Origin of the sequence: Rhizobacter sp. SG703, from assembly GCF_012275445.1 — a bacterium.
In the GTDB taxonomy this organism is placed as follows: domain Bacteria; phylum Pseudomonadota; class Gammaproteobacteria; order Burkholderiales; family Burkholderiaceae_C; genus Rhizobacter.
Genome location: NZ_JAAZQK010000004.1, coordinates 47,335 through 65,972, shown reverse-complemented (window position 1 = coordinate 65,972; position 18,638 = coordinate 47,335). Strand labels below are relative to the sequence as shown.

The following is an 18,638-nucleotide window of genomic DNA, read 5'->3' as shown; positions in this document are numbered from 1 at the left end:
GGGTGCGAAAATCGGCCGATGACGACCGATTCACTCACCCTGACCACGCCCGACGACTGGCACCTTCACCTGCGTGACGGCGCCGCGCTTGCCGCGGTGCTGCCCGACACCGCGCGCCAGTTCGCCCGCGCGATCGTGATGCCCAACCTGCGCCCGCCGGTCACCACCGCGGCGCAGGCCGTCGCGTACCGCGAACGCATCCTCGCGGCGCGCCCCGCGGGCTCGGCCTTCGAGCCGCTGATGACGCTGTACCTGACCGACCGCACGCCGCCCGACGAGATCCGCCGTGCGAAGGACGCGGGCATCGTCGCGCTGAAGCTCTACCCGGCCGGTGCCACCACCAACAGCGATGCCGGCGTCACCGACCTGCGCAAGACCTACGCCACGCTCGAGGCGATGCAGCGCGAAGGCGTGCTGCTGCTGGTGCACGGCGAGGTCACCGACCCGGCGGTCGACGTGTTCGACCGCGAGGCCGTCTTCATCGACAGCGTGATGCAGCCGCTGCGCCGCGACTTCCCTGAGCTGAAGGTGGTGTTCGAGCACATCACCACGCGCGAAGCGGCGCAGTACGTCGCGCAGGCCGATGCGTACACCGCCGCCACCGTCACCGCGCACCATCTGCTCTACAACCGCAACGCGATCTTCCAGGGCGGCTTGCGGCCGCACTACTACTGCTTGCCGGTGCTCAAGCGCGAGCTGCACCGTCAGGCGCTGGTGCAGGCGGCGACCTCGGGCAGCACGAAGTTCTTCCTCGGCACCGACAGCGCGCCGCATGCGTCGCACCTGAAGGAGCAGTCGGTGTGCGGCGCCGGCTGCTACACCGCGCTGTCGGCGCTGGAGCTGTATGCCGAGGCCTTCGACGCGGCCGGCGCGCTCGACAAGCTGGAGGCCTTCGCGAGCTTCAACGGCGCCGATTTCTACGGCCTGCCGCGCAACAGCGGCCGCGTGACGCTGCGCCGCGAAACATGGACACTCCCCGAAGCCCTGCCATTCGGCGAGGCCACGCTGAAGCCGCTGCGCGGCGGCGAGACCCTTGGCTGGAAATTGGAGACCGCATGACCCTGCTCGACAAGCCCGCCCGCATCGCGCTGCTGATCGATGCCGACAACTCGCCGGCCAGCAAGATCGACGTGATCCTCGCGGAGCTGGCCAAGGTCGGCGTCGCGAACATCCGCCGCGCCTACGGCAACTGGAAGAAGGACGGGCTGAAGGGCTGGGAGGCGGTGCTGCACGAATATGCGATCCGGCCGGTGCAGCAGTTCGACTACAGCAAGGGCAAGAACGCGACCGACATGGGCATGGTCATCGAGGCGATGGACCTGCTCTACACCGACCAGCCCGACGCGTTCGGCATCGTCTCGTCCGACAGCGACTTCACGCCGCTGGTGATGCACCTGAAGGCCAAGGGTGCGCTGGTCTACGGCTTCGGCGCGAAGAAGACGCCGATGCCCTTCGTCAACGCCTGCTCGCGCTTCCTGTACCTCGAGAACCTGGGCCAGCCGGTCGACGTGGCCGAGGCCGACAGCGCGCCGAAGCCCGCGAAGGCGAAGCCGGCGGCCGGTCGCAAGACGCGCGGCGGCGCGAAGGCGGCGCCGGAACCCGCGCCGGCGGCGGCCGAGCCGGCCGCGCCGCTGCGCCAGGACACCGCGGCGCTGAAGCAGGACGCGCGGCTGGTGTCGCTGCTGCGCAATGCGGCGGAATCGGCGGCCGGCGAAGACGGCTGGTCGGCGCTCGGCGCGGTCGGCCAGCAGATCGGCAACCAGGCCTCGTTCGACCCGCGCAATTACGGCTACCGCAAGCTGATCGACCTGATCGAGGCGACGCAGCTGTTCGAACTCGACCGCCGCGGCAGCCAGGTGGTGCTGCGCGACAAGCGCCTCGCGAAGACCAGGGGATAATGCGCCGGTGAAGCGGGCCAGACCGCCGCTGGTGCAAGGCCCGAAAGGGCGCACTGGAGGAAGGTCCGGACTGCACAGGGCAGCGTAGCAGCCAACGGCTGTCCACCGCGAGGTGAGGATCAGAGCAACAGAGACGAGTCGCCGCATCGGTCGCAAGGCCGGCGTGGCGGGTGAAACGGGCAATCTCTACGCGCAGCAATACCAAATAGGCACACGTTGATTCGGCCCGAGGAGTGTGCGGGTAGGTAGCACCGAGCCGGGCAGCGATGCCCGGCCCAGAGGAATGGCGGTCACGTTCCCGCGCCGCAAGGCAAGGGGATGCACAGAATCCGGCCTATCGGTCCGCTTCACACTTTCAGCCGGCCATCAGGCCATACACCCGTTCCGGCGGAATGCGCGGGAACGCGGCGGCGTTCTCGGCGGCGCCTTCGATCGAGAAATCGGCGTGCGACGAATCGCGGCGGTGGGTTTCGCCGACCGGCTTGCCGTTCTTGTCGCTGAGCGTCGCGACGATCGGGTGCGGCCCGGTGCTGGCCCGGCGGATGACCACGCCCACCTCGCCGGAGTGCAGCCGCACCAGGCTGCCGGGCGGGTGCACGCCGACGGTCCTGATCATGGCCATCGCCAGTTCATCGCCGGCGCTTTGCTGGAACAGCTGGCGCGTGGCCATCTGCGGCGTCATCGCCGGGCGCTTTTCGCGCGCACTGACCTTGGCCATGTAGACGTCGGCCGCGCGCAGCACGCGGGCTTCCGGGCTCGGTTCGTGCCCGTGCGGGTAGCCGGTGCCGCCCAGCTGTTCGTGGTGGCCCCGCACGGTCGCCAGCCAGGTCTCGTCATCGACGCCGGCGGCCTGCAGCATCGCGACCGAGGCTTCGGGATGCGCCCGGATCTGCTCCATCTGCTTGCGGGTCGGCGCCGTGTCCTGCGCGGCCAGGATGGCCTGCAGGTCGAGCATCGACAGGTTCATCGTCAGCGCGGCACACCCGAGCGACGTGCAGCGCTGCGGGGTCCACCCGAGCTGGCGGGCGGTCAGAAGCGACAGCGCCGCCACCCGCACCGCATGGCGGAACGGGTAGAGCGCAAAGCGGCGCTCTTCCTGGCGCATGCATTCGAACAGCGCCACGTCCGGATCCCGGTCGACCAGCGCCTGCAGCGCGGTGAAGAAGGTCGTCACCGCGCTGCCCTGCGCCTCGCGGCGCTGCAGCGCGCGAGGCACCTGGTCGAAGTGATGCATCAAGCGCTCCCAGCGGTCGAAGACCGACAGGGCGGCAGCAGTCTGGGACTTCTTGGCGGCGGCGGCCTGTGCCTGCCGGGCCGCCTCGACCAGCGGCCGTTCCGCCCACGCGCCGCGTTCGTGCAGGTCGTCGAGCTGGCGTTCGTCGAGCAGCAGCTGCCCGGCGTTCAGCAGCAGCCGTTCGTGCGTGTCGAGGATGCGGAATGGCAGCGGCTCGCCCACGTGCAGCAGATCGCGCACCTGGACCAGCGGGATGCGGTCCGACGGGGAGCCCATCGGGCCAGTGTGAGGCAAGCCGCGTCGCGGGTCGAGCCGGCAAACCCGTATCGCGCGGCGCCCCGCCCGCTACACTCGACGCTCCGCATGAACCCCGACGCACAACAACTCTGGCGCGCCCCGCGCTGGGCCCTGGCCGCGCTGCTCGCCTGCCTCGGCATGCTGGGGCCCTTCTCGATCGACACCTACCTGCCGGCCTTCACCGGCATCGCGCAGTCGATCGGCGCGACGCCGGTCGAGATGCAGCAGACGCTGTCGGCCTACCTGTTCGGTTTCGCGGTGATGAACCTGTTCCACGGCGCGCTGTCCGACAGCCTCGGCCGCCGGCCGGTGGTGCTGTGGGGCATCGCGGTGTTCACGCTCGCCTCGGCCGGCTGTGCACTGTCGCAGCACATCGGCGCGCTGGTGTTCTTCCGCGCGCTGCAGGGCATGTCGGCCGGTGCCGGCATCGTCGTCTCGCGGGCGGTGATCCGCGACATGTTCCCGCCGGCCGATGCGCAGCGCGTGATGTCGCAGGTCACCATCTACTTCGGCATCGCGCCGGCCATCGCGCCGATGGTCGGCGGCTTCCTGTTCGTGAACATCGGCTGGCATGCGATCTTCTGGTTCCTGACGGCCATCGGCATTGCGCTGTGGATCGGCAACTGGCGGCTGCTGCCCGAGACGCTGCACGCGTCGCACAAGCAGCCGTTCAACGTGCGCCACCTGATGCGCGGCTACCGGCAGCTCGGCGCGAACCCGCGCTTCCTGATGCTCGCGCTGGCCAGCGGCATCCCGTTCAACGGCATGTTCCTGTACGTGCTGTCGGCGCCGGTCTTCCTCGGCGACCACCTGCACCTGCAGCCCGGCCAGTTCTTCTGGTTCTTCCTGATCACGATCAGCGGGATCATGGGTGGCGCCTGGGTCTCCGGACGGCTGGCCGGGAAGATCAAGCCGCACCACCAGATCCGCCACGGCTTCGTGATCATGCTGGTGGTCTCGGTCGTCAACCTGGCGCTGAACCTGCTGTTCGTGCCGCAGGCCTGGTGGGCGCTGCCGCCGATCGGCATCTTCGCGTTCGGCTGGGCGCTGATGGTGCCGGTGGTCACGCTGATGACGCTCGACCTGGTGCCCGAGCGGCGCGGCATGGCGTCGTCGTTCCAGGCCTGCATCGGCAGCCTCGCCAACGGCCTGGTGGCCGGCGTGATCGCGCCGTTGGTGATGCATTCCACGCTCTGGCTCGCGATCGCGTCGCTGCTGATGATGAGCATCGGCGTCGTCGCGTGGATCTGGGTCAAGCCGCGGGTGGTGTTGAAGCTCAAGCCTGCCGCCTGACGGCCGATATCGCGACAGGCGCCCCGAATCCCGGTGGCGTGCCGGGAGCGTTCCACCATGTCCACCATCCTGTCTGGCCGCGTCGCTGCGGCCGTGCTCGGCCTGAGCCTGTGCGCCGCTGCGGCGCAGGCGTCCGATGTTCGCTCGCCGGACCCGCGCAGCTCGCCGGTCAAGCCGATGAAGGACGCCGATTCCGACAAGCCGGCCGCGGCCAAGGCCGCCAAGGCGCGCGGCTTCGAGGACCCGATGGACCGCCTGCGCCAGCGCCTGGCCGAGAAGCTTGGTGCGCAGCAGGCCGACGCCAACCCCGACATCGTGCGCGTGGCCAACCGGCCCGGTGCGGCATCGACCACGCTGGTGCGGGCCGCGGTGCCGCAAGCCGGTGGCGGCGGCACCGCGGCCGCGCTCGACGCGCACGAGCCGGCCGAGCCGCGGGCGATCGCCGCCGGCCGGCCGTCGCGTTCGGTGGTGGCCGCGCATGGCGCATCGCCGCACTGGGACTACAGCGGCGACGGCGCACCTGAGAACTGGAGCAAGCTGAAGCCGGAGTTCAGCGCGTGTTCGGCCGGCAAGCGCCAGAGCCCGATCGACATCCGCGACGGTATCTCGGTGCAGCTCGATCCGGTGCAGTTCGACTACAAGCCCAGCAGCTTCAAGGTGCTGGACAACGGCCACACGGTACAGGTCAACGTGTCGCCCGGCAATTCGATCGAGGTGATGGGCCGGCGCTTCGAGTTGCTGCAGTTCCACTTCCACCGGCCGTCGGAGGAGCGCATCAACGGCCGCCAGTTCGACATGGTCGCGCACCTGGTGCACAAGGACCTCGACGGCAAGCTCGCGGTGGTCGCGGTGCTGCTGGACCGCGGCAACACGCAGCAGGTGGTGCAGACGGTGTGGAACAACCTGCCGCTCGAGAAGGGCGACGAGGTCGCCGCGCGTGCGACGCTCGACCTGAACGCGCTGCTGCCGCCCGAGCGCGGCTACTACACCTACATGGGCTCGCTGACGACGCCGCCGTGCAGCGAAGGCGTGCTGTGGATGGTGATGAAGCAGCCGGTGGGCATCTCGCCGGAGCAGATCGGCATCTTCTCGCGGCTGTACCCGATGAATGCGCGGCCGATCCAGTCGGCGAGCGGGCGCCTCATCAAAGGCTCGAACTAGGCCCCCCAATCGTCGCTGCGCGCTTGCGGCGCGTCGTGGGAACGGCGCGCTGGTCGCTTTTGGTGCTGCGCCGCCCGTGCTTGGCGCTCCGGTCTTGGCATCGCGCCCTCGTTTGGGCTCCTCACGCAGCACTCATTCCGTGCCGCGCCCTGGTGTGCCCGGTGCAATCCCGCTGGCACGCCCGTTGCATGTATACAAGAAGGTGTTCTAAACCGGGCGAGCGGACGGTGCGTGCTTTCGGGCACGGGTCCTGCGATCCCCTTCATGCGGGCAACGCACAGGAGCGGTGTGATGGCGACAGCGGAATTCAATCGTCGGGACGTTCTGAAGGGCGCCGGCGCGGCGCTGGCACTCGGTGGCTTCGGCGGCCTCGCGCACGCGCAGGCGCCGATCACCGTCGGCTTCATCTACGTCGGCCCGAAGGACGACTTCGGCTACAACCAGGCGCATGCCGAGGCGGTGGCCGAGATCAAGAAGCTGCCCGGCATCAAGGCGGTCGAAGAGGAGAACGTCCCCGAGACCACCGCGGTGCAGAAGGCGATGCAGGGCATGATCTCGCAGGACGGCGCGACGCTGCTGTTCCCGACCTCGTTCGGCTATTTCGATCCGCACATGCTCGCGGTGGCGGGCAAGAACCCGAACGTGCGCTTCGCCCACTGCGGCGGCATGTGGACCGAAGGCAAGCACCCGAAGAACACCGGCAGCTTCTTCGGCTACATCGACGAATGCCAGTACCTGAACGGCGTCGTCGCCGGCCACATGAGCAAGAGCAAGAAGCTCGGCTTCATCGCGGCCAAGCCGATCCCGCAGGTGCTGCGCAACATCAACGCCTTCACGATGGGCGCGCGCTCGGTCGATCCGTCGATCGCCACCACGGTGATCTTCACTGGCGACTGGTCGATGCCGGTCAAGGAGGCCGAGGCGACCAACAGCCTCGCCGACCAGGGCGTCGACGTGTTCACGATGCACGTCGACGGGCCGAAGGTGATCGTCGAGACGGCGGCCAAGCGCGGCAAGTTCGTCTGCGGCTACCACGCGAGCCAAGCGAAGCTCGCGCCTGCCGCCTACCTCACCGGCGCCGAGTGGAACTGGATCACCGCGTACAAGACCATCATCGACGCGGCGCGCAGCGGCAAGCCGCATCCGAACTTCGTGCGCGGCGGGCTGAAGGAAGGCTTCGTGAAGCCGTCGCCGTACGGCTCGATGGTGTCGGCCCCGGCGAAGAAGGCGGCCGATGACGTGAAGGCCGCGATGCTGAAGGGCAGCTTCGACATCTTCAAGGGCCCGCTGAAGGACAACGCCGGCAAGACGATCATCGAGGCCGGCAAGGTCTTCAGGCAGACCGATCCCACGCTGGAAGGCATGAACTACCTGGTCGAAGGCGTCGTCGGCAAGACCGGCGCCTGAGCCCGACGAGCACGCGATGCTGTCCGCACGCCAGGCCGAAACGCTCGAATCGGTCGCGCTGCCGTTGCTTGCGATGGGCGGCGCGCTGCTGCTGTTCGGCGCCTTCGTCTGGGCCGGCGGCAAGAGCCCGGTCGACGCGTGGACGCTGCTGTTCAAGGGCGCGTTCGGCGACTGGTTCTCGTGGCAGAACTCGCTGCAGCGCGCGGCCCCGCTGATGCTCACCGCGCTGTGCGTTGCGATCCCTGCACGCGCCGGGCTGGTGGTGATCGGCGGCGAGGGCGCGCTGGTGCTGGGCGGCCTGGCCGGCGCGACCTTGCCGTACGTCGTCACGCCGCCGGCCAATGCGTTCGGCAGCGCCCTGCTGCTGGCCGCGGCCGGCGCGGCCGGTGCGGGCTGGATCGCGCTGGTCGGCCTGCTGCGCCAGCGGCGCGGCGTCAACGAAACCATCAGCAGCCTGCTGCTCGCGTACATTGCCATCGCGCTGTTCAAGCACCTGGTCGAAGGCCCGCTGCGCGACCCGGCCAGCCTCAACAAGCCGTCGACCCGGCCGATCGCCGACGGGCTGCTGATCGGCGGCATCGGCGGCAGCGACATCCACTGGGGCCTGGCCTTCGGCATCGTGGCCTGCATCGCATCGGGGCTGTGGCTGTTCCAGACGCCGTCCGGCTTCGCGACGCGCGTGGTCGGCGGCAACGCCCGTGCCGCGCTGCTGGTCGGCCTGCCGGGCACGCGGTTGATCGTCATCGCCTGCGCGCTCGGCGGTGCGTGTGCCGGGCTCGCCGGCGGCATCGAGGTGCTGGCGGTGCACACCAGCGCAAACGCCGCGCTGATCGCCGGCCTCGGCTACAGCGGCATCCTGGTGTCCTTCGTCGCGCGCCACAACCCGTGGGCCGTGATGCCGGTGGCGGTGCTGTTCGGCGGCTTCGGCGCGGCCGGCAGCCTGCTGCAGCGGCGCATGGACCTGCCCGACGCGTCGGTGCTGGTGCTGCAGGGCTTCGCGTTCCTGCTGATCCTCGCGAGCGAGGCACTGCGCGGCAGGCTGTTCGTCGCGAGCGCCGTGTCAGGCCCTGTGCGTGGCGCCGTGAGCGGACTGAGCGCCGGGCCGCTTCCGAGCCGGCCCGCCCTCCCCTCGGGCAAGTGGCCGACGCACTCGTCGGACGAGGGGCTGTCATGACCAGCATGGAACTGTTCGTCAACGTGCTGATCGCCGTGCTCGGCGGCGCGATCCGCGTCGGCACGCCGTTCCTGATGGTGAGCCTTGGCGAATGCGTCACCGAGAAGGCCGGCCGCATCAACCTCGGGCTCGAAGGCGTGCTGGTGTTCTCGGCGATGAGCGGCTTCGGCGGCGCGTACCTCAGCGGCTCGGCCTGGGTCGGCGTGCTGGTCGGCGGGCTGTCGGGCGCGGCGCTCGCGCTGCTGCACGGCCTGGTGTGCTCGCTGCCGCGCGTCAACGACGTCGCCACCGGCATCGCGCTGATGCTGCTCGGCAGCGGGCTGGCGTTCTACCTCGGCAAGCCGCTGATCCAGCCGCAGGCGCCGCAGATCCCGGCGCTGGCGCTGGGCGACTGGAGCAGCTCGGCCCAGATCCGCTCGGCGCTGCAGGTCAATGCGCTGTTCCCGATCGGCGTCGCGCTCGCGGCGCTGCTGTCGTGGGGCTTCCGGGCGACGCGCTTCGGGCTGGTGCTGCGCATGGCCGGCGACTCGAGCGATGCGGCGCGCTCGCTCGGCTACTCGGTCAACGGCATCCGCATCGCGGCCACGGTGGCCGGCGGTTTCATCGCGGGGCTGGGCGGTGCCTCGCTGTCGCTGCACTACCCGGGCAGCTGGAACGAAGGCCTGTCGAGCGGGCAGGGGCTGATCGCGGTGGCACTTGTCATCTTCGCGCGCTGGAACCCATGGCGCTGCCTCGGTGCCGCGCTGCTGTTCGGCGGCGCCGGCGCGCTCGGCCCGGCGCTGCAGTCGGTGGGCATCAGCAGCGGCTACTACCTCTTCAACGCGGTGCCGTATGTGCTGACGCTCGCGATCCTGGTGTGGACCTGCTCGCCGACGCGCGCCGTCAAGGGTGCACCGGCCGAACTGGGCGTCTCGCGATGAACCCCGCGACGACCCGCCACGTGCAGGCCGACCCCTACCGCTGGCCGTTCGACGGCGACCTGCGCACCGACAACACCGCGCTGGTCGTGATCGACATGCAGGTCGATTTCTGCGGCGTCGGCGGCTACGTCGACAAGATGGGCTACGACATCGGCCTGACGCGCGCACCCATCGAACCGCTGCAGCGCCTGATGGCCGCGATGCGCGCGGCCGGCCACCTGCTGATCCACACCCGCGAAGGCCACCGCCCCGACCTGAGCGACCTGCCGGCCAACAAGCGCTGGCGCTCGCGCCAGATCGGCGCCGGCGGCATCGGCATCGGCGATGTCGGGCCCTGCGGCCGCATCCTGACGATCGGCGAACCCGGCTGGGAGATCATCCCCGAGCTGGCGCCGCTGCCCGGCGAGCCGGTGATCGACAAGCCCGGCAAGGGCTCGTTCTACGCGACCGACCTCGACCTGATCCTGCGCACCCGCGGCATCCGCAACCTGGTGCTGGCCGGCATCACGACCGACGTCTGCGTGCACACCACGATGCGCGACGCCAACGACCGCGGCTACGAATGCCTGATCCTCGCCGACTGCACCGCCGCCACCGACCCCGGCAACCACCTCGCGGCGCTGAAGATGGTGACGATGCAGGGCGGCGTGTTCGGCGCGGTCGCCGAGTCGAATGCGTTGATCGACGCGATCCAGATTCACCAGGAGCAGTCCCCATGATCACCCGCCGCCGCACCTTGCAGACCCTCGCCGCCGCCTCGCTCGGCGCGGCCTCCTTCGCCCGCGCCGCGGACGACGCGATCCTGATCGGCTACTGGCCGATCGCGAGCGGGCTGCCGCTGTACGCCGGCCTGGAGCTGGGCACCTTCAAGGAGGCCGGGCTCCATGTCGAGGGCGTCAAGTTCTCCAGCGCCCAGCAGGTGGCCGAGGCGATGATCTCGGGTCGCATCCACGGTTCGGCCAACGGCACCGCGTCGGCGGTACTGGCGCTGGCCGAGATCACCTCGCCCGGGCTGTTCAAGATCATCTGCAGCAACCCGTCGAACCACAAGCTGGTGCTCGACGAGTTCGTCGTCGCGAAAGACAGCCCGATCAGGTCGCTCGCCGACCTGAAGGGCAGGAAGATCGCCAGCGGCCCCGGCATCCAGAACGTCACGCTCGCGAAGATCATGCTCGAGAAGAACGGCGTCGCGAACCCGCAGGTCACCGAGCTGCCGGTCGGCCAGCACGTGCCGGCGCTGGTCGGCGGGCAGATCGACGCGGTCTACACGCTGGAGCCCACCGGCACTGCGGGCCGGCTGAAGGGCCTGACGCGCGTGCTCGAGACCGGCGTGATCAGCAAGTACGTGCTCGGCGATGCCGACGCGCCGTGGTTCGGCGGCTCGGCCAGCGTGACCGCCACGCTGCTGAAGGAGCGCCCGGCCGACGCGAAGAAGTACATCGCCGCGTATGCGAAGGCGGTCGAGCACGTGCGCAGGAACCCCGACGAATCGCGCAACCACCTCGACGGCTTCACGTCGATCGACGCGTCGCTGGTGAAGGAGGTGCCGTTGTCGGGCTTCACGCTGTACAACGAGTTCAAGCCGAGCGACATCGACGCCTTCCAGAAGTTCTTCGACGTGTTCACCGAGCGCAAGATCTTCTCGCGCGCGGTGCCGGTGAAGCCGCTGCTCTACACCGCCTGAGCGCCGGGAGGCCACCATGTTCGCATCGCGCCTGATGGACCGACGGCTGCTTCCGCTGATCGGCCCGCTGCTGCTGTTCGGCCTGTGGGAGCTGGTGATCTCGGCGAAGTGGATCAAGCCGGTGCTGCTGCCGCCGCCGGGAGAGACGCTGGCCTACCTGTGGGGTGCGGTGACCAGCGGCGCGATCCTGCCGGACCTGCTGTCCACCCTGTACCGCACGCTGGCAGCGTTCGGCATCGCGGTGCTGGTCGGCGTGCCGCTGGGCGTGCTGCTCGGCAGCTCCGAGCTGGCCTACCGCAGCGTCGAGTTCGTGATCGACTTCTTCCGCTCGACCCCGAGCTCGGCGCTGATCCCGCTGTTCATGCTGATCTTCGGCATCACCGACATCAACAAGATCGCGATCGCCAGCTTCGGTGCGATGCTGATCGTGCTGTTCAACAGCGCCTACGGGGTGATGAACGCGAAGAAGACGCGGGTGATGGCGGCGCAGATCATGGGCGTGTCGCGCTGGCATGTGTTCAAGGACGTGATGCTGATGGAGAGCCTCGCGCAGACCTTCGTCGGCTTGCGCAGCGCGGTGTCGATGGCGCTGGTGATCGTCATCGTCGCCGAGATGTTCATCGGCTCCGAGACCGGCCTCGGCCACCGCATCATCGATGCGCAGCAGGTGTTCAACGTGAAGGACATGTACACCGCGATCCTCGTCACCGGCGCGCTCGGCTACCTGCTGAACCTCGCGTTCCTGCTGGTCGAGAAGAAGCTGATCCACTGGAGCGGCAAGGCATGACCGCGCGTCCGATGAACCTGCCGCACGTGACGATCCGCGGGCTGAGCAAATCGTTCGCCGGCGTGCCGCTGTACACCGGCTTCGACCTCGACCTGCCGCGCGGCGAGATCGTCTCGATCTTCGGGCCCAACGGCTGCGGCAAGTCGACGCTGATGAACATGATCGCCGGGCTGATTCCGCTGGACGCCGGCGAGATCCTGTTCGACGGCAAGACGCTGAAGCAGACCGACATCGGCTACGTGTTCCAGAACTACCGCGACGCGCTGTTCCCGTGGATCACCGCCTGGGACAACATCGCCTACCCGCTGCGCCGCAAGGGCATGAAGGAGCCGCAGGTGCGTGAGCGGGTCGACGAGCTGGTCGCGCTGTTCGAGATCCGCTTCGACCTGAAGCGCTACCCGTACGAGCTCTCGGGCGGCCAGATGCAGACGGTGTGCATCATGCGGGCGCTGGCGCCGCGGCCGGAGGTGATGTTCCTCGACGAACCGTTCTCGGCACTCGATTTCGAGATGACGCTGTTCATCCGCGAGAAGCTCCAGGAGGCGCACCTCGCGACCGGGGTGACGATGGTGATCGTCTCGCACGACCTGGAAGACGCGGTGTTCCTGGCCGACCACATCCTGCTGCTGACGCGCCGGCCGACGCGCATCGCCGAGTTCGTGCCCTTCGACATGCCGCGGCCGCGGCGGCCGGAGGCGGTGTCCGACGAGCGCTTCGTGCGCGTGAAGGCGCACACGCTCGACGTGTTCCGCAGGGAGATGAAGGCATGAGACCGCCGGGCCGCCCCAAGGTCGCATCCGGAGTGCGAAGCACGGAGGCATCCGGATGACCGCGCCGATGGACCCGGTGGCGCGGCCGACCGGTGCGCTGGCGCTCGACACCTATCGGCTGACGAAGCGCTTCGGCGCCTTCACCGCGCTCGACAGCGTGTCGCTCGCGGTGCGGCCCGGGACAGTGCACGCGCTGCTCGGCGAGAACGGCGCCGGCAAGAGCACGCTGGTGAAATGCGTGGTCGGCTGGCAGCGCGCCGAAGAAGGCAGCGTGCTGATCGACGGCCGCGAGCGCGACATCGCGTCGCCGGTCGTCGCGCGCGAGCTCGGCATCGGCATGGTCTACCAGCACTTCACCGTCGTGCCCGGCATGACGGTGGCCGAGAACCTGCTGCTCGCGCGCGGCCGGCTGCCCGCCGTCATCCACTGGCCGACGGTGCGTGCCGAGCTGGCCGCCTTCCTGGAGACGACGCCGTTCAGGCTCGACCTCGACGCGACACCGCAGCAGCTGTCGGCCGGGCAGAAGCAGAAGCTCGAGATCCTGAAGCAGCTGCTGCTGAAGCCGCGGCTGTTGATCCTCGACGAGCCGACCTCGGTGCTGACGCCGCAGGAGGCCGACGAGGTGCTGGGCCTGCTGCGCGAGCGCGCGCAGGCGGGCGATTGCAGCATCGTGCTGATCACGCACAAGTTCCGCGAGGTCATGGCGTACGCGGACGACGTCAGCGTGCTGCGGCGCGGCCGGCTGGTGGCGGCGCACCGGGTGGCCGAGACCGATCCGCAGCAGCTGGCGGCCGAAATGATCGGCGCGACCGGCGGGCCCGCCGACGGGCCGACAGAAGCGAAGCGCGAGTTCGCGCCGCCGCAGCGGGCGGTGCGCGAGCGGGGCGCCGCGCGGCTGGCGATCGAGTCGCTGACGGTCGATGGCGACCGCGGGCAGGTCGCCGTCGACGGCTTGAGCCTGAGCGTGCATGCCGGCGAGATCGTCGGCGTGGCCGGCGTGTCGGGCAACGGCCAGCGCGAGTTTGCCGAGGCGCTGGTCGGCCAGCGCCGCCGGGTGTCGGGCCAGGTGTGGGTCGGCGACGGCGAGCAGCGCGAGCGCTTCGCCGCGACGCGTGCGCAGAACCGGCGCCTGAAGGTGCGCAGCCTGCCGGAAGAGCCGCTGCGCAATGCCTGCGTCGGCGAGCTCAGCGTGTCGGACAACATCGGCCTGCGGGCCTTCGACCGGGCGCCGGCGACGCGCAGCGGCTGGTTGCGCGCGTCGGCACTGCGCGAGCGGGCGCGCCGGCTGATCGCCGAGTTCGGCGTCAGGACGCGCGGCGAGCTGGCGCCGATCCGCACGCTGAGCGGCGGCAACGTGCAGCGCGCGGTGCTGGCGCGCGAGCTGAGCGACGAGGCCGAGGTGCTGATCGTCTCGAACCCGGTGTTCGGGCTCGATTTCGCGGCGGTTGCCGAGATCCACCAGCGGCTGATGGACGTGCGCAACCGCGGCGGCGCGGTGCTGCTGATCAGCGAGGACCTCGACGAACTGCTGGCGCTGTCGGACCGCATCGCGGTGATGAGCGAGGGGCGGATCGTGCACGAGGCCGATGCATTGCAGGCCGACCGCCACGTGCTGGGCGGGTTCATGGGCGGGAGCCATCGATGATCCAGGTCGACGCGTTGCCGGGTCCGTTCGAGTTCGAGCCGGCGCACACCGCGCTGGTGATGATCGACATGCAGCGCGATTTCATCGAGCCGGGCGGCTTCGGCGCGGCGCTCGGCAACGACGTCTCGCTGCTGGCGCCGGTGGTGCCGGCGGCGGTCGAGCTGGTGGCGCTGTGCCGCGCGATGGGCGTGCTGGTGGTGCACACGCAGGAGTGCCACCGGCCGGACCTGTCCGACTGCCCGCCGGCCAAGCGGCTGCGCGGCAAGCCGAGCCTGCGCATCGGCGACCCGGGGCCGATGGGGCGCATCCTGATCGACGGCGAGCCGGGCGCGGGCTTCGTGCCCGAGCTGATGCCCGAGCCCGGCGACGTGGTGATCGCGAAGCCGGGCAAGGGCGCGTTCCATGCGACGCGGCTGGCCCAGGTGCTGCAGGAGCAGCAGATCACGCGGCTGATCTTCGGCGGCGTGACGACCGAGGTGTGCGTGCAGACAACGATGCGCGAGGCCAACGACCGCGGCTACGAATGCCTGCTGGTCGAGGAGGCGACCGGTTCGTACTTTCCGCAGTTCAAGGCGGCGACGCTCGCGATGATCCGCGCACAGGGCGGGATCGTCGGGTGGACGGCGTCGCTGCGGGCTGTTCGAGCGGCCTTTCAAAGGCAGATCGCAAATTGAAGAAGTCTTTTGTATGGTGGTCCGCCATTCAAGGCGGCTTTCATACGATGCGCAGCACCGGCACCTACGTCAGGAGCACCGCCGCGGGTGAGGCGGTGCGCGCCTTCATGCCGCGTCCGCTGCCGCCGGTGCGTCCGGTGCTGGCGCCGGAGTCCCATGTCGACGGTGCACGGGATGCCGGGCTGGCGATGGCCCGGCTGTCGGAGCTGACCGGGCAGAAGAAGAACCGGAGCTTCAGCTACCGGGCTTGCATCGAACTGCGGCGGCCTCACCCGCGCTTCAACGCCTCGATCAACTTCTCGCGCTCTTTCCCCGCCGCCGCGTTCTCCGCCAGCAGCGCGATGAACTGCTCCTGCGACTGCGCCTTCGCCAGCGCCTTCTTCACCAGCACCCCGGCGATCGGCCCGAGGTGCGACGTCAGCACCTTGCGCGACTGCGTGACCATCTCGTCGGTCAGCGCATGGTGCCCGGTCGGCAGCGACGGGTTCGCCGGGTGCTGCAGCGCCTGCGTGCCGGTCGCGCCGAGCTTCGCGGTGAAGCGCGCCCGGTCGGCATCGCTGCCCAGGTGCTCGCAGACCTTGGCCGCCAGGCTCGGCAGGTCGGTGCTGAAACGCGCCGCGTTGCGCACCAGCACCTTCGCGACCGGCCCGACGAACGAGGCCAGCGCCAGCTCGACACGCGCCAGCGTCTGCGGATCCCAGCCGGTCAGCGGCGTGGTGGTGCGCGCCGATCCGGCCGACATCACGACCGTCGGCGCATGCGGGTCGGCCGATGGCGGCGCGGCCGCACGCGGCGGCGCCATGATGATGGTCGTTTCGGATTCGTCGTCGGTGACCGGCAGCACGCGCTTCGCGAGCGCCTGGCGGAACAGCGCCGCGCTCGCGAAGCGGTCCTGCGGCTTCTTCGCCATCGCGCGGGCGACGATGCCGTCGTAGAACGCCGGCCGCGGCGCGATGTCGATCCGGCTCGGCGCGACCGGCTCGTCGTTCATCACCTTGTACATCACCGCCTCGGGCGAACCGCGGAACGGCGACTGGCCGACCAGCATGCCGTACAGCAGCACGCCGGCCGCGAACACGTCGACACGGTGGTCGACGCTCTCGCCGACGTACTGCTCCGGCGCCATGTAGCCGGGCGTGCCGATCGTCGAGGTCATCTGCGTCAGCACCTGCGACTCGATGCGCGCGATGCCGAAGTCGGTCACCTTCAGCTGGCCGGCCGTGGTGACCATCAGGTTGGCCGGTTTGATGTCGCGGTGCCACACGCCATGGCGGTGCGCGCAGTCCAGTGCATCGAGCAGCTGGTCCATCAGCTTCAGGATGTCGACCTCGGGCAGCCGGGGCGTGGCAGCGAGGATCTTCGACAGCGTGCGGCCCTCGACATACTCCATCGCGATGAATGCGGTGTCGTCGTCTTCGCCGTACTCGTAGATCGGCACGATGTTCGGGTGCGACATGCGCCCGACCGCCTGCGCCTCGTTGCGGAAGCGATCCGCGGTGGACGAGCCCGACAGGTCTTCGCCGACCAGGTGCTTGCGGATCGTCTTGATCGCCACCGGCCGCTGGATGACCGGGTCGAACGCCTTGTACACCACGCCCATGGCGCCTTCGCCGATCACGCCGGTGATCGGGTACTTGCCGAGTTGCTCAGGGTGTTTCATGGGCGGGGCGCGCGCGTGATTTCACTCAAGGAGTTTGAGCGCGTGCACCAGGCTCTTGCGCATGCGCGCGAAGGATTCGGCCAGAACGCCGATTTCGTCACGCGATTTCGTGTTGAACTCCGGCGCGTCGAGCTCTCCCAGGCTGACCCGGTCCGACAGCGTCGACAGCCGGCTCACCGGCCGGATCACCAACTGCCACAGCATCAGGTTCAGCGCCAGCACGATCAGCAGGAACACCCCTGCCAGCAGCGCCATCACGATGCGGAACGCCCGGTCGGCGCGCTCCAGCGGCACCGACATCGGCACCGACACCACCTGCGCGCCCAGCACCTCGGTCATCGTCCAGCCGAAGCCATTGGCCGGGCCGTACTTGTCGACCATCGGCTTGGGTGCCGCGTCGACCGTGCTGTGGCAGCGCAGGCACACCGGGTTCGACAGCTTGATCGGCCGCGCGATGTAGGTGACCGGGCCCGACGGCGTCGCGCGCTGTCCGACGAATTCGCTGCGCTCCGGGTTCTGCCTGAACTGCTGGATCACGTCTTCTTCCCAGTCCTGCGCGCGGTCGCGCGGGTTGGTCGGGTTCAGCATCGCCGGCTTGTAGGCATATTCCGGGTGGTTCTTGCGCAGCGTGTTCAGCACCTCGGTCGACGAGTAGGCCGGCACCGACTGCGGCAGGAAGGTGTACTTCATCTGCGTCTCCAGCAGCGGCGCGATCTGCGTCGCGGTGTAGGAGCTCACCGCCAGCGCGTTCTCCATCAGCAGCCGCGCACGGTCCAGCACTTCGTCGTGGGCGTTCTGCTGCAGCAGCCCGCGGGCGATGGTGCCGGCGGCCCCCAGGCCGAGCGCGAACACGATCAGGAACACCAGGTTGAATTTGAGCAGCAGCTTCATGGGGCCTCTTGGGGATGGTGCCGGGACTTACGAGGGTGATGGCCAAACGGACGCACGTGCCGGCGTCAGGGTCGGGTTTCGACCTTCCTGGGCAGGTATTTCTCGGGGAACAGCGTGCGGTCCCATTCCGGGTGGGAACGCAGCGTGCCGACCAGGCCGCGCCTGAAATCGGCACTGCGCGCCTCGCCCTTCCAGCGCGGCACGAAGCCGGCGCGCAGCCCGGCCTCGGCGTCGATCCAGGCCGACACGTCGTCATAGGCGATGCCCGACAGCCGGGCCGGTTCGACCTCGCGGGTCTTGAAGCGCTCCAGCCGCGACGGCAGCGTGTCGAGAAAATCCTTCGGCACGCGCTGGACGAAGGCGGCGCTCGGCCGGGCCGCGACGCTGGCCTTCGGGGCGCCTGCGCGGGTCAGGAACTGCTCGCCCTTCAGCGTCACGTTGCCCAGCGGCCGGCCGTCGAGCAGTTCGACCAGCGCGACCTCGCCGGCCTCGGCGAACACGTTGGCATCCTGCGCCTGCACCGAGACGACGGCACGTTGCGCGACGAGGTTCGCATCGAACAGCGGGCTGTTGAAGACCGGGCCGGCCACCGCGGCGGGCGCCGTCACCTTGACCCAGCCCTGCAGCAGGTAGAAGCGGCCCGGCGGGCGGCCGGCCAGCTTCGGTGCGATCTGCACCCGGGTGGCCGGACCGAGGTCGGCGATCAGGCCGTCGGGGAACTCGATGCGCAGCAGGCGGCCCTGGGTGCCGGTCTCGACGATGTCCTCGCGCAGCAGCCGCACGCCTTCGGCCGGTGCGTAGCGGGCCGCCTCACGGATCAGCACGGCCTCGCCGTCGACGATGGTCAACGTCGCCAGCGGGGCGGCCGGCGGCGCGGCCGCTGCGATCAGAGGAACAGTGAACAGCAGGCTCCGCAACGTTTTCAGCCACATGGGCATATCTTCGCTTCGTGGGCGTGGGTTTGGGGGCCGACAAGCATAACGGCAGTGCGTGACGGGCCCTTCGACGGGCTCAGGGGAGGGGCTTCGACAGGCTCAGCCCGAACGGGAATTTCCGTTCCAGCCCGCCCGCGAACCCGTTCGCCCTGAGCCTGTCGAAGGGCCCGATCGTCCTGAGCTTGCCGAAGGACCTGAGCCTGTCGAA

The 18,638-nt window shown here is 69.5% G+C and carries 17 protein-coding genes and 1 other RNA gene; 14 read left to right on the top strand and 4 right to left on the bottom strand.

The annotated features are described in order from the left end of the window. The first annotated feature begins 18 nt into the window (after window positions 1–18). The 3 genes from pyrC (at window position 19) to rnpB (ending at window position 2,251) form a co-directional block, all read left to right on the top strand. Entirely contained in the window at window positions 19–1,059 is a 1,041-nt protein-coding gene (gene pyrC / locus FHT26_RS08475) for a dihydroorotase (RefSeq protein ID WP_168559717.1), read from the top strand. Then, window positions 1,056–1,898 carry an NYN domain-containing protein gene (locus FHT26_RS08470; protein WP_168559716.1) on the top strand — a complete coding sequence of 281 codons (843 nt, stop codon included), beginning with the start codon at window positions 1,056–1,058 and terminating at the stop codon, window positions 1,896–1,898. The genes pyrC and FHT26_RS08470 overlap by 4 nt, the downstream gene beginning before the upstream one ends. A gap of 9 nt (window positions 1,899–1,907) precedes the next feature. Next, window positions 1,908–2,251: RNase P RNA component class A (rnpB, locus tag FHT26_RS08465), an RNA gene on the top strand. Between the two features lie 2 nt (window positions 2,252–2,253). Here rnpB and FHT26_RS08460 read toward each other — a convergent pair. Then, entirely contained in the window at window positions 2,254–3,408 is a 1,155-nt protein-coding gene (locus FHT26_RS08460; RefSeq protein WP_168559715.1) for an HD-GYP domain-containing protein, read from the bottom strand. 87 nt (window positions 3,409–3,495) lie between these two features. Here FHT26_RS08460 and FHT26_RS08455 point away from each other — a divergent pair, with 87 nt between their 5' ends. The 11 genes from FHT26_RS08455 (at window position 3,496) to FHT26_RS08405 (ending at window position 14,944) form a co-directional block, all read left to right on the top strand. Continuing rightward, window positions 3,496–4,722 carry a multidrug effflux MFS transporter gene (locus FHT26_RS08455; protein ID WP_168559714.1) on the top strand — a complete coding sequence of 409 codons (1,227 nt, stop codon included), beginning with the start codon at window positions 3,496–3,498 and terminating at the stop codon, window positions 4,720–4,722. A gap of 57 nt (window positions 4,723–4,779) precedes the next feature. After that, a complete protein-coding gene (locus FHT26_RS08450; protein ID WP_168559713.1) occupies window positions 4,780–5,883 on the top strand; it encodes a carbonic anhydrase in 1,104 nt (367 codons plus the stop codon). Window positions 5,884–6,174: 291 nt separating this feature from the next. After that, the gene (locus FHT26_RS08445; RefSeq protein ID WP_168559712.1) at window positions 6,175–7,290 is read left to right on the top strand and encodes a BMP family ABC transporter substrate-binding protein; all 1,116 of its coding nucleotides are present in this window, start codon (window positions 6,175–6,177) and stop codon (window positions 7,288–7,290) included. 16 nt (window positions 7,291–7,306) lie between these two features. Beyond that, window positions 7,307–8,464, top strand: a complete 1,158-nt coding sequence (locus tag FHT26_RS08440) for an ABC transporter permease (RefSeq protein WP_168559711.1) — start codon at window positions 7,307–7,309, stop codon at window positions 8,462–8,464. Between the two features lie 5 nt (window positions 8,465–8,469). Further along, window positions 8,470–9,384 carry an ABC transporter permease gene (locus FHT26_RS08435; RefSeq protein WP_490362779.1) on the top strand — a complete coding sequence of 305 codons (915 nt, stop codon included), beginning with the start codon at window positions 8,470–8,472 and terminating at the stop codon, window positions 9,382–9,384. Beyond that, window positions 9,381–10,103, top strand: a complete 723-nt coding sequence (gene biuH / locus FHT26_RS08430; protein WP_168559709.1) for a biuret amidohydrolase — start codon at window positions 9,381–9,383, stop codon at window positions 10,101–10,103. The genes FHT26_RS08435 and biuH overlap by 4 nt, the downstream gene beginning before the upstream one ends. Continuing rightward, a complete protein-coding gene (locus FHT26_RS08425; protein WP_168559708.1) occupies window positions 10,100–11,068 on the top strand; it encodes an ABC transporter substrate-binding protein in 969 nt (322 codons plus the stop codon). The genes biuH and FHT26_RS08425 overlap by 4 nt, the downstream gene beginning before the upstream one ends. Before the next feature lie 16 nt (window positions 11,069–11,084). Continuing rightward, window positions 11,085–11,855, top strand: a complete 771-nt coding sequence (locus tag FHT26_RS08420; protein ID WP_210427307.1) for an ABC transporter permease — start codon at window positions 11,085–11,087, stop codon at window positions 11,853–11,855. Further along, on the top strand, window positions 11,852–12,625 hold the full coding sequence (locus FHT26_RS08415; protein ID WP_168559707.1) for an ABC transporter ATP-binding protein: 774 nt from the start codon (window positions 11,852–11,854) through the stop codon (window positions 12,623–12,625). Before FHT26_RS08420 ends, FHT26_RS08415 begins: the two co-directional genes overlap by 4 nt. Before the next feature lie 55 nt (window positions 12,626–12,680). Continuing rightward, entirely contained in the window at window positions 12,681–14,270 is a 1,590-nt protein-coding gene (locus tag FHT26_RS08410) for an ABC transporter ATP-binding protein (protein WP_168559706.1), read from the top strand. Further along, on the top strand, window positions 14,267–14,944 hold the full coding sequence (locus FHT26_RS08405) for a cysteine hydrolase family protein (protein WP_168559705.1): 678 nt from the start codon (window positions 14,267–14,269) through the stop codon (window positions 14,942–14,944). The genes FHT26_RS08410 and FHT26_RS08405 overlap by 4 nt, the downstream gene beginning before the upstream one ends. A 268-nt stretch (window positions 14,945–15,212) precedes the next feature. Here FHT26_RS08405 and FHT26_RS08400 read toward each other — a convergent pair whose 3' ends face one another. The 3 genes from FHT26_RS08400 to FHT26_RS08390 form a co-directional block, all read right to left on the bottom strand. Then, window positions 15,213–16,604, bottom strand: a complete 1,392-nt coding sequence (locus tag FHT26_RS08400) for a serine/threonine-protein kinase (protein WP_168559704.1) — start codon at window positions 16,602–16,604, stop codon at window positions 15,213–15,215. A 21-nt stretch (window positions 16,605–16,625) separates the two neighbouring features. After that, entirely contained in the window at window positions 16,626–17,495 is an 870-nt protein-coding gene (locus FHT26_RS08395; protein ID WP_168559703.1) for a Tll0287-like domain-containing protein, read from the bottom strand. 65 nt (window positions 17,496–17,560) lie between these two features. Continuing rightward, window positions 17,561–18,427, bottom strand: a complete 867-nt coding sequence (locus tag FHT26_RS08390) for a FecR family protein (RefSeq protein ID WP_168559702.1) — start codon at window positions 18,425–18,427, stop codon at window positions 17,561–17,563. Window positions 18,428–18,638: the final 211 nt, after the last annotated feature.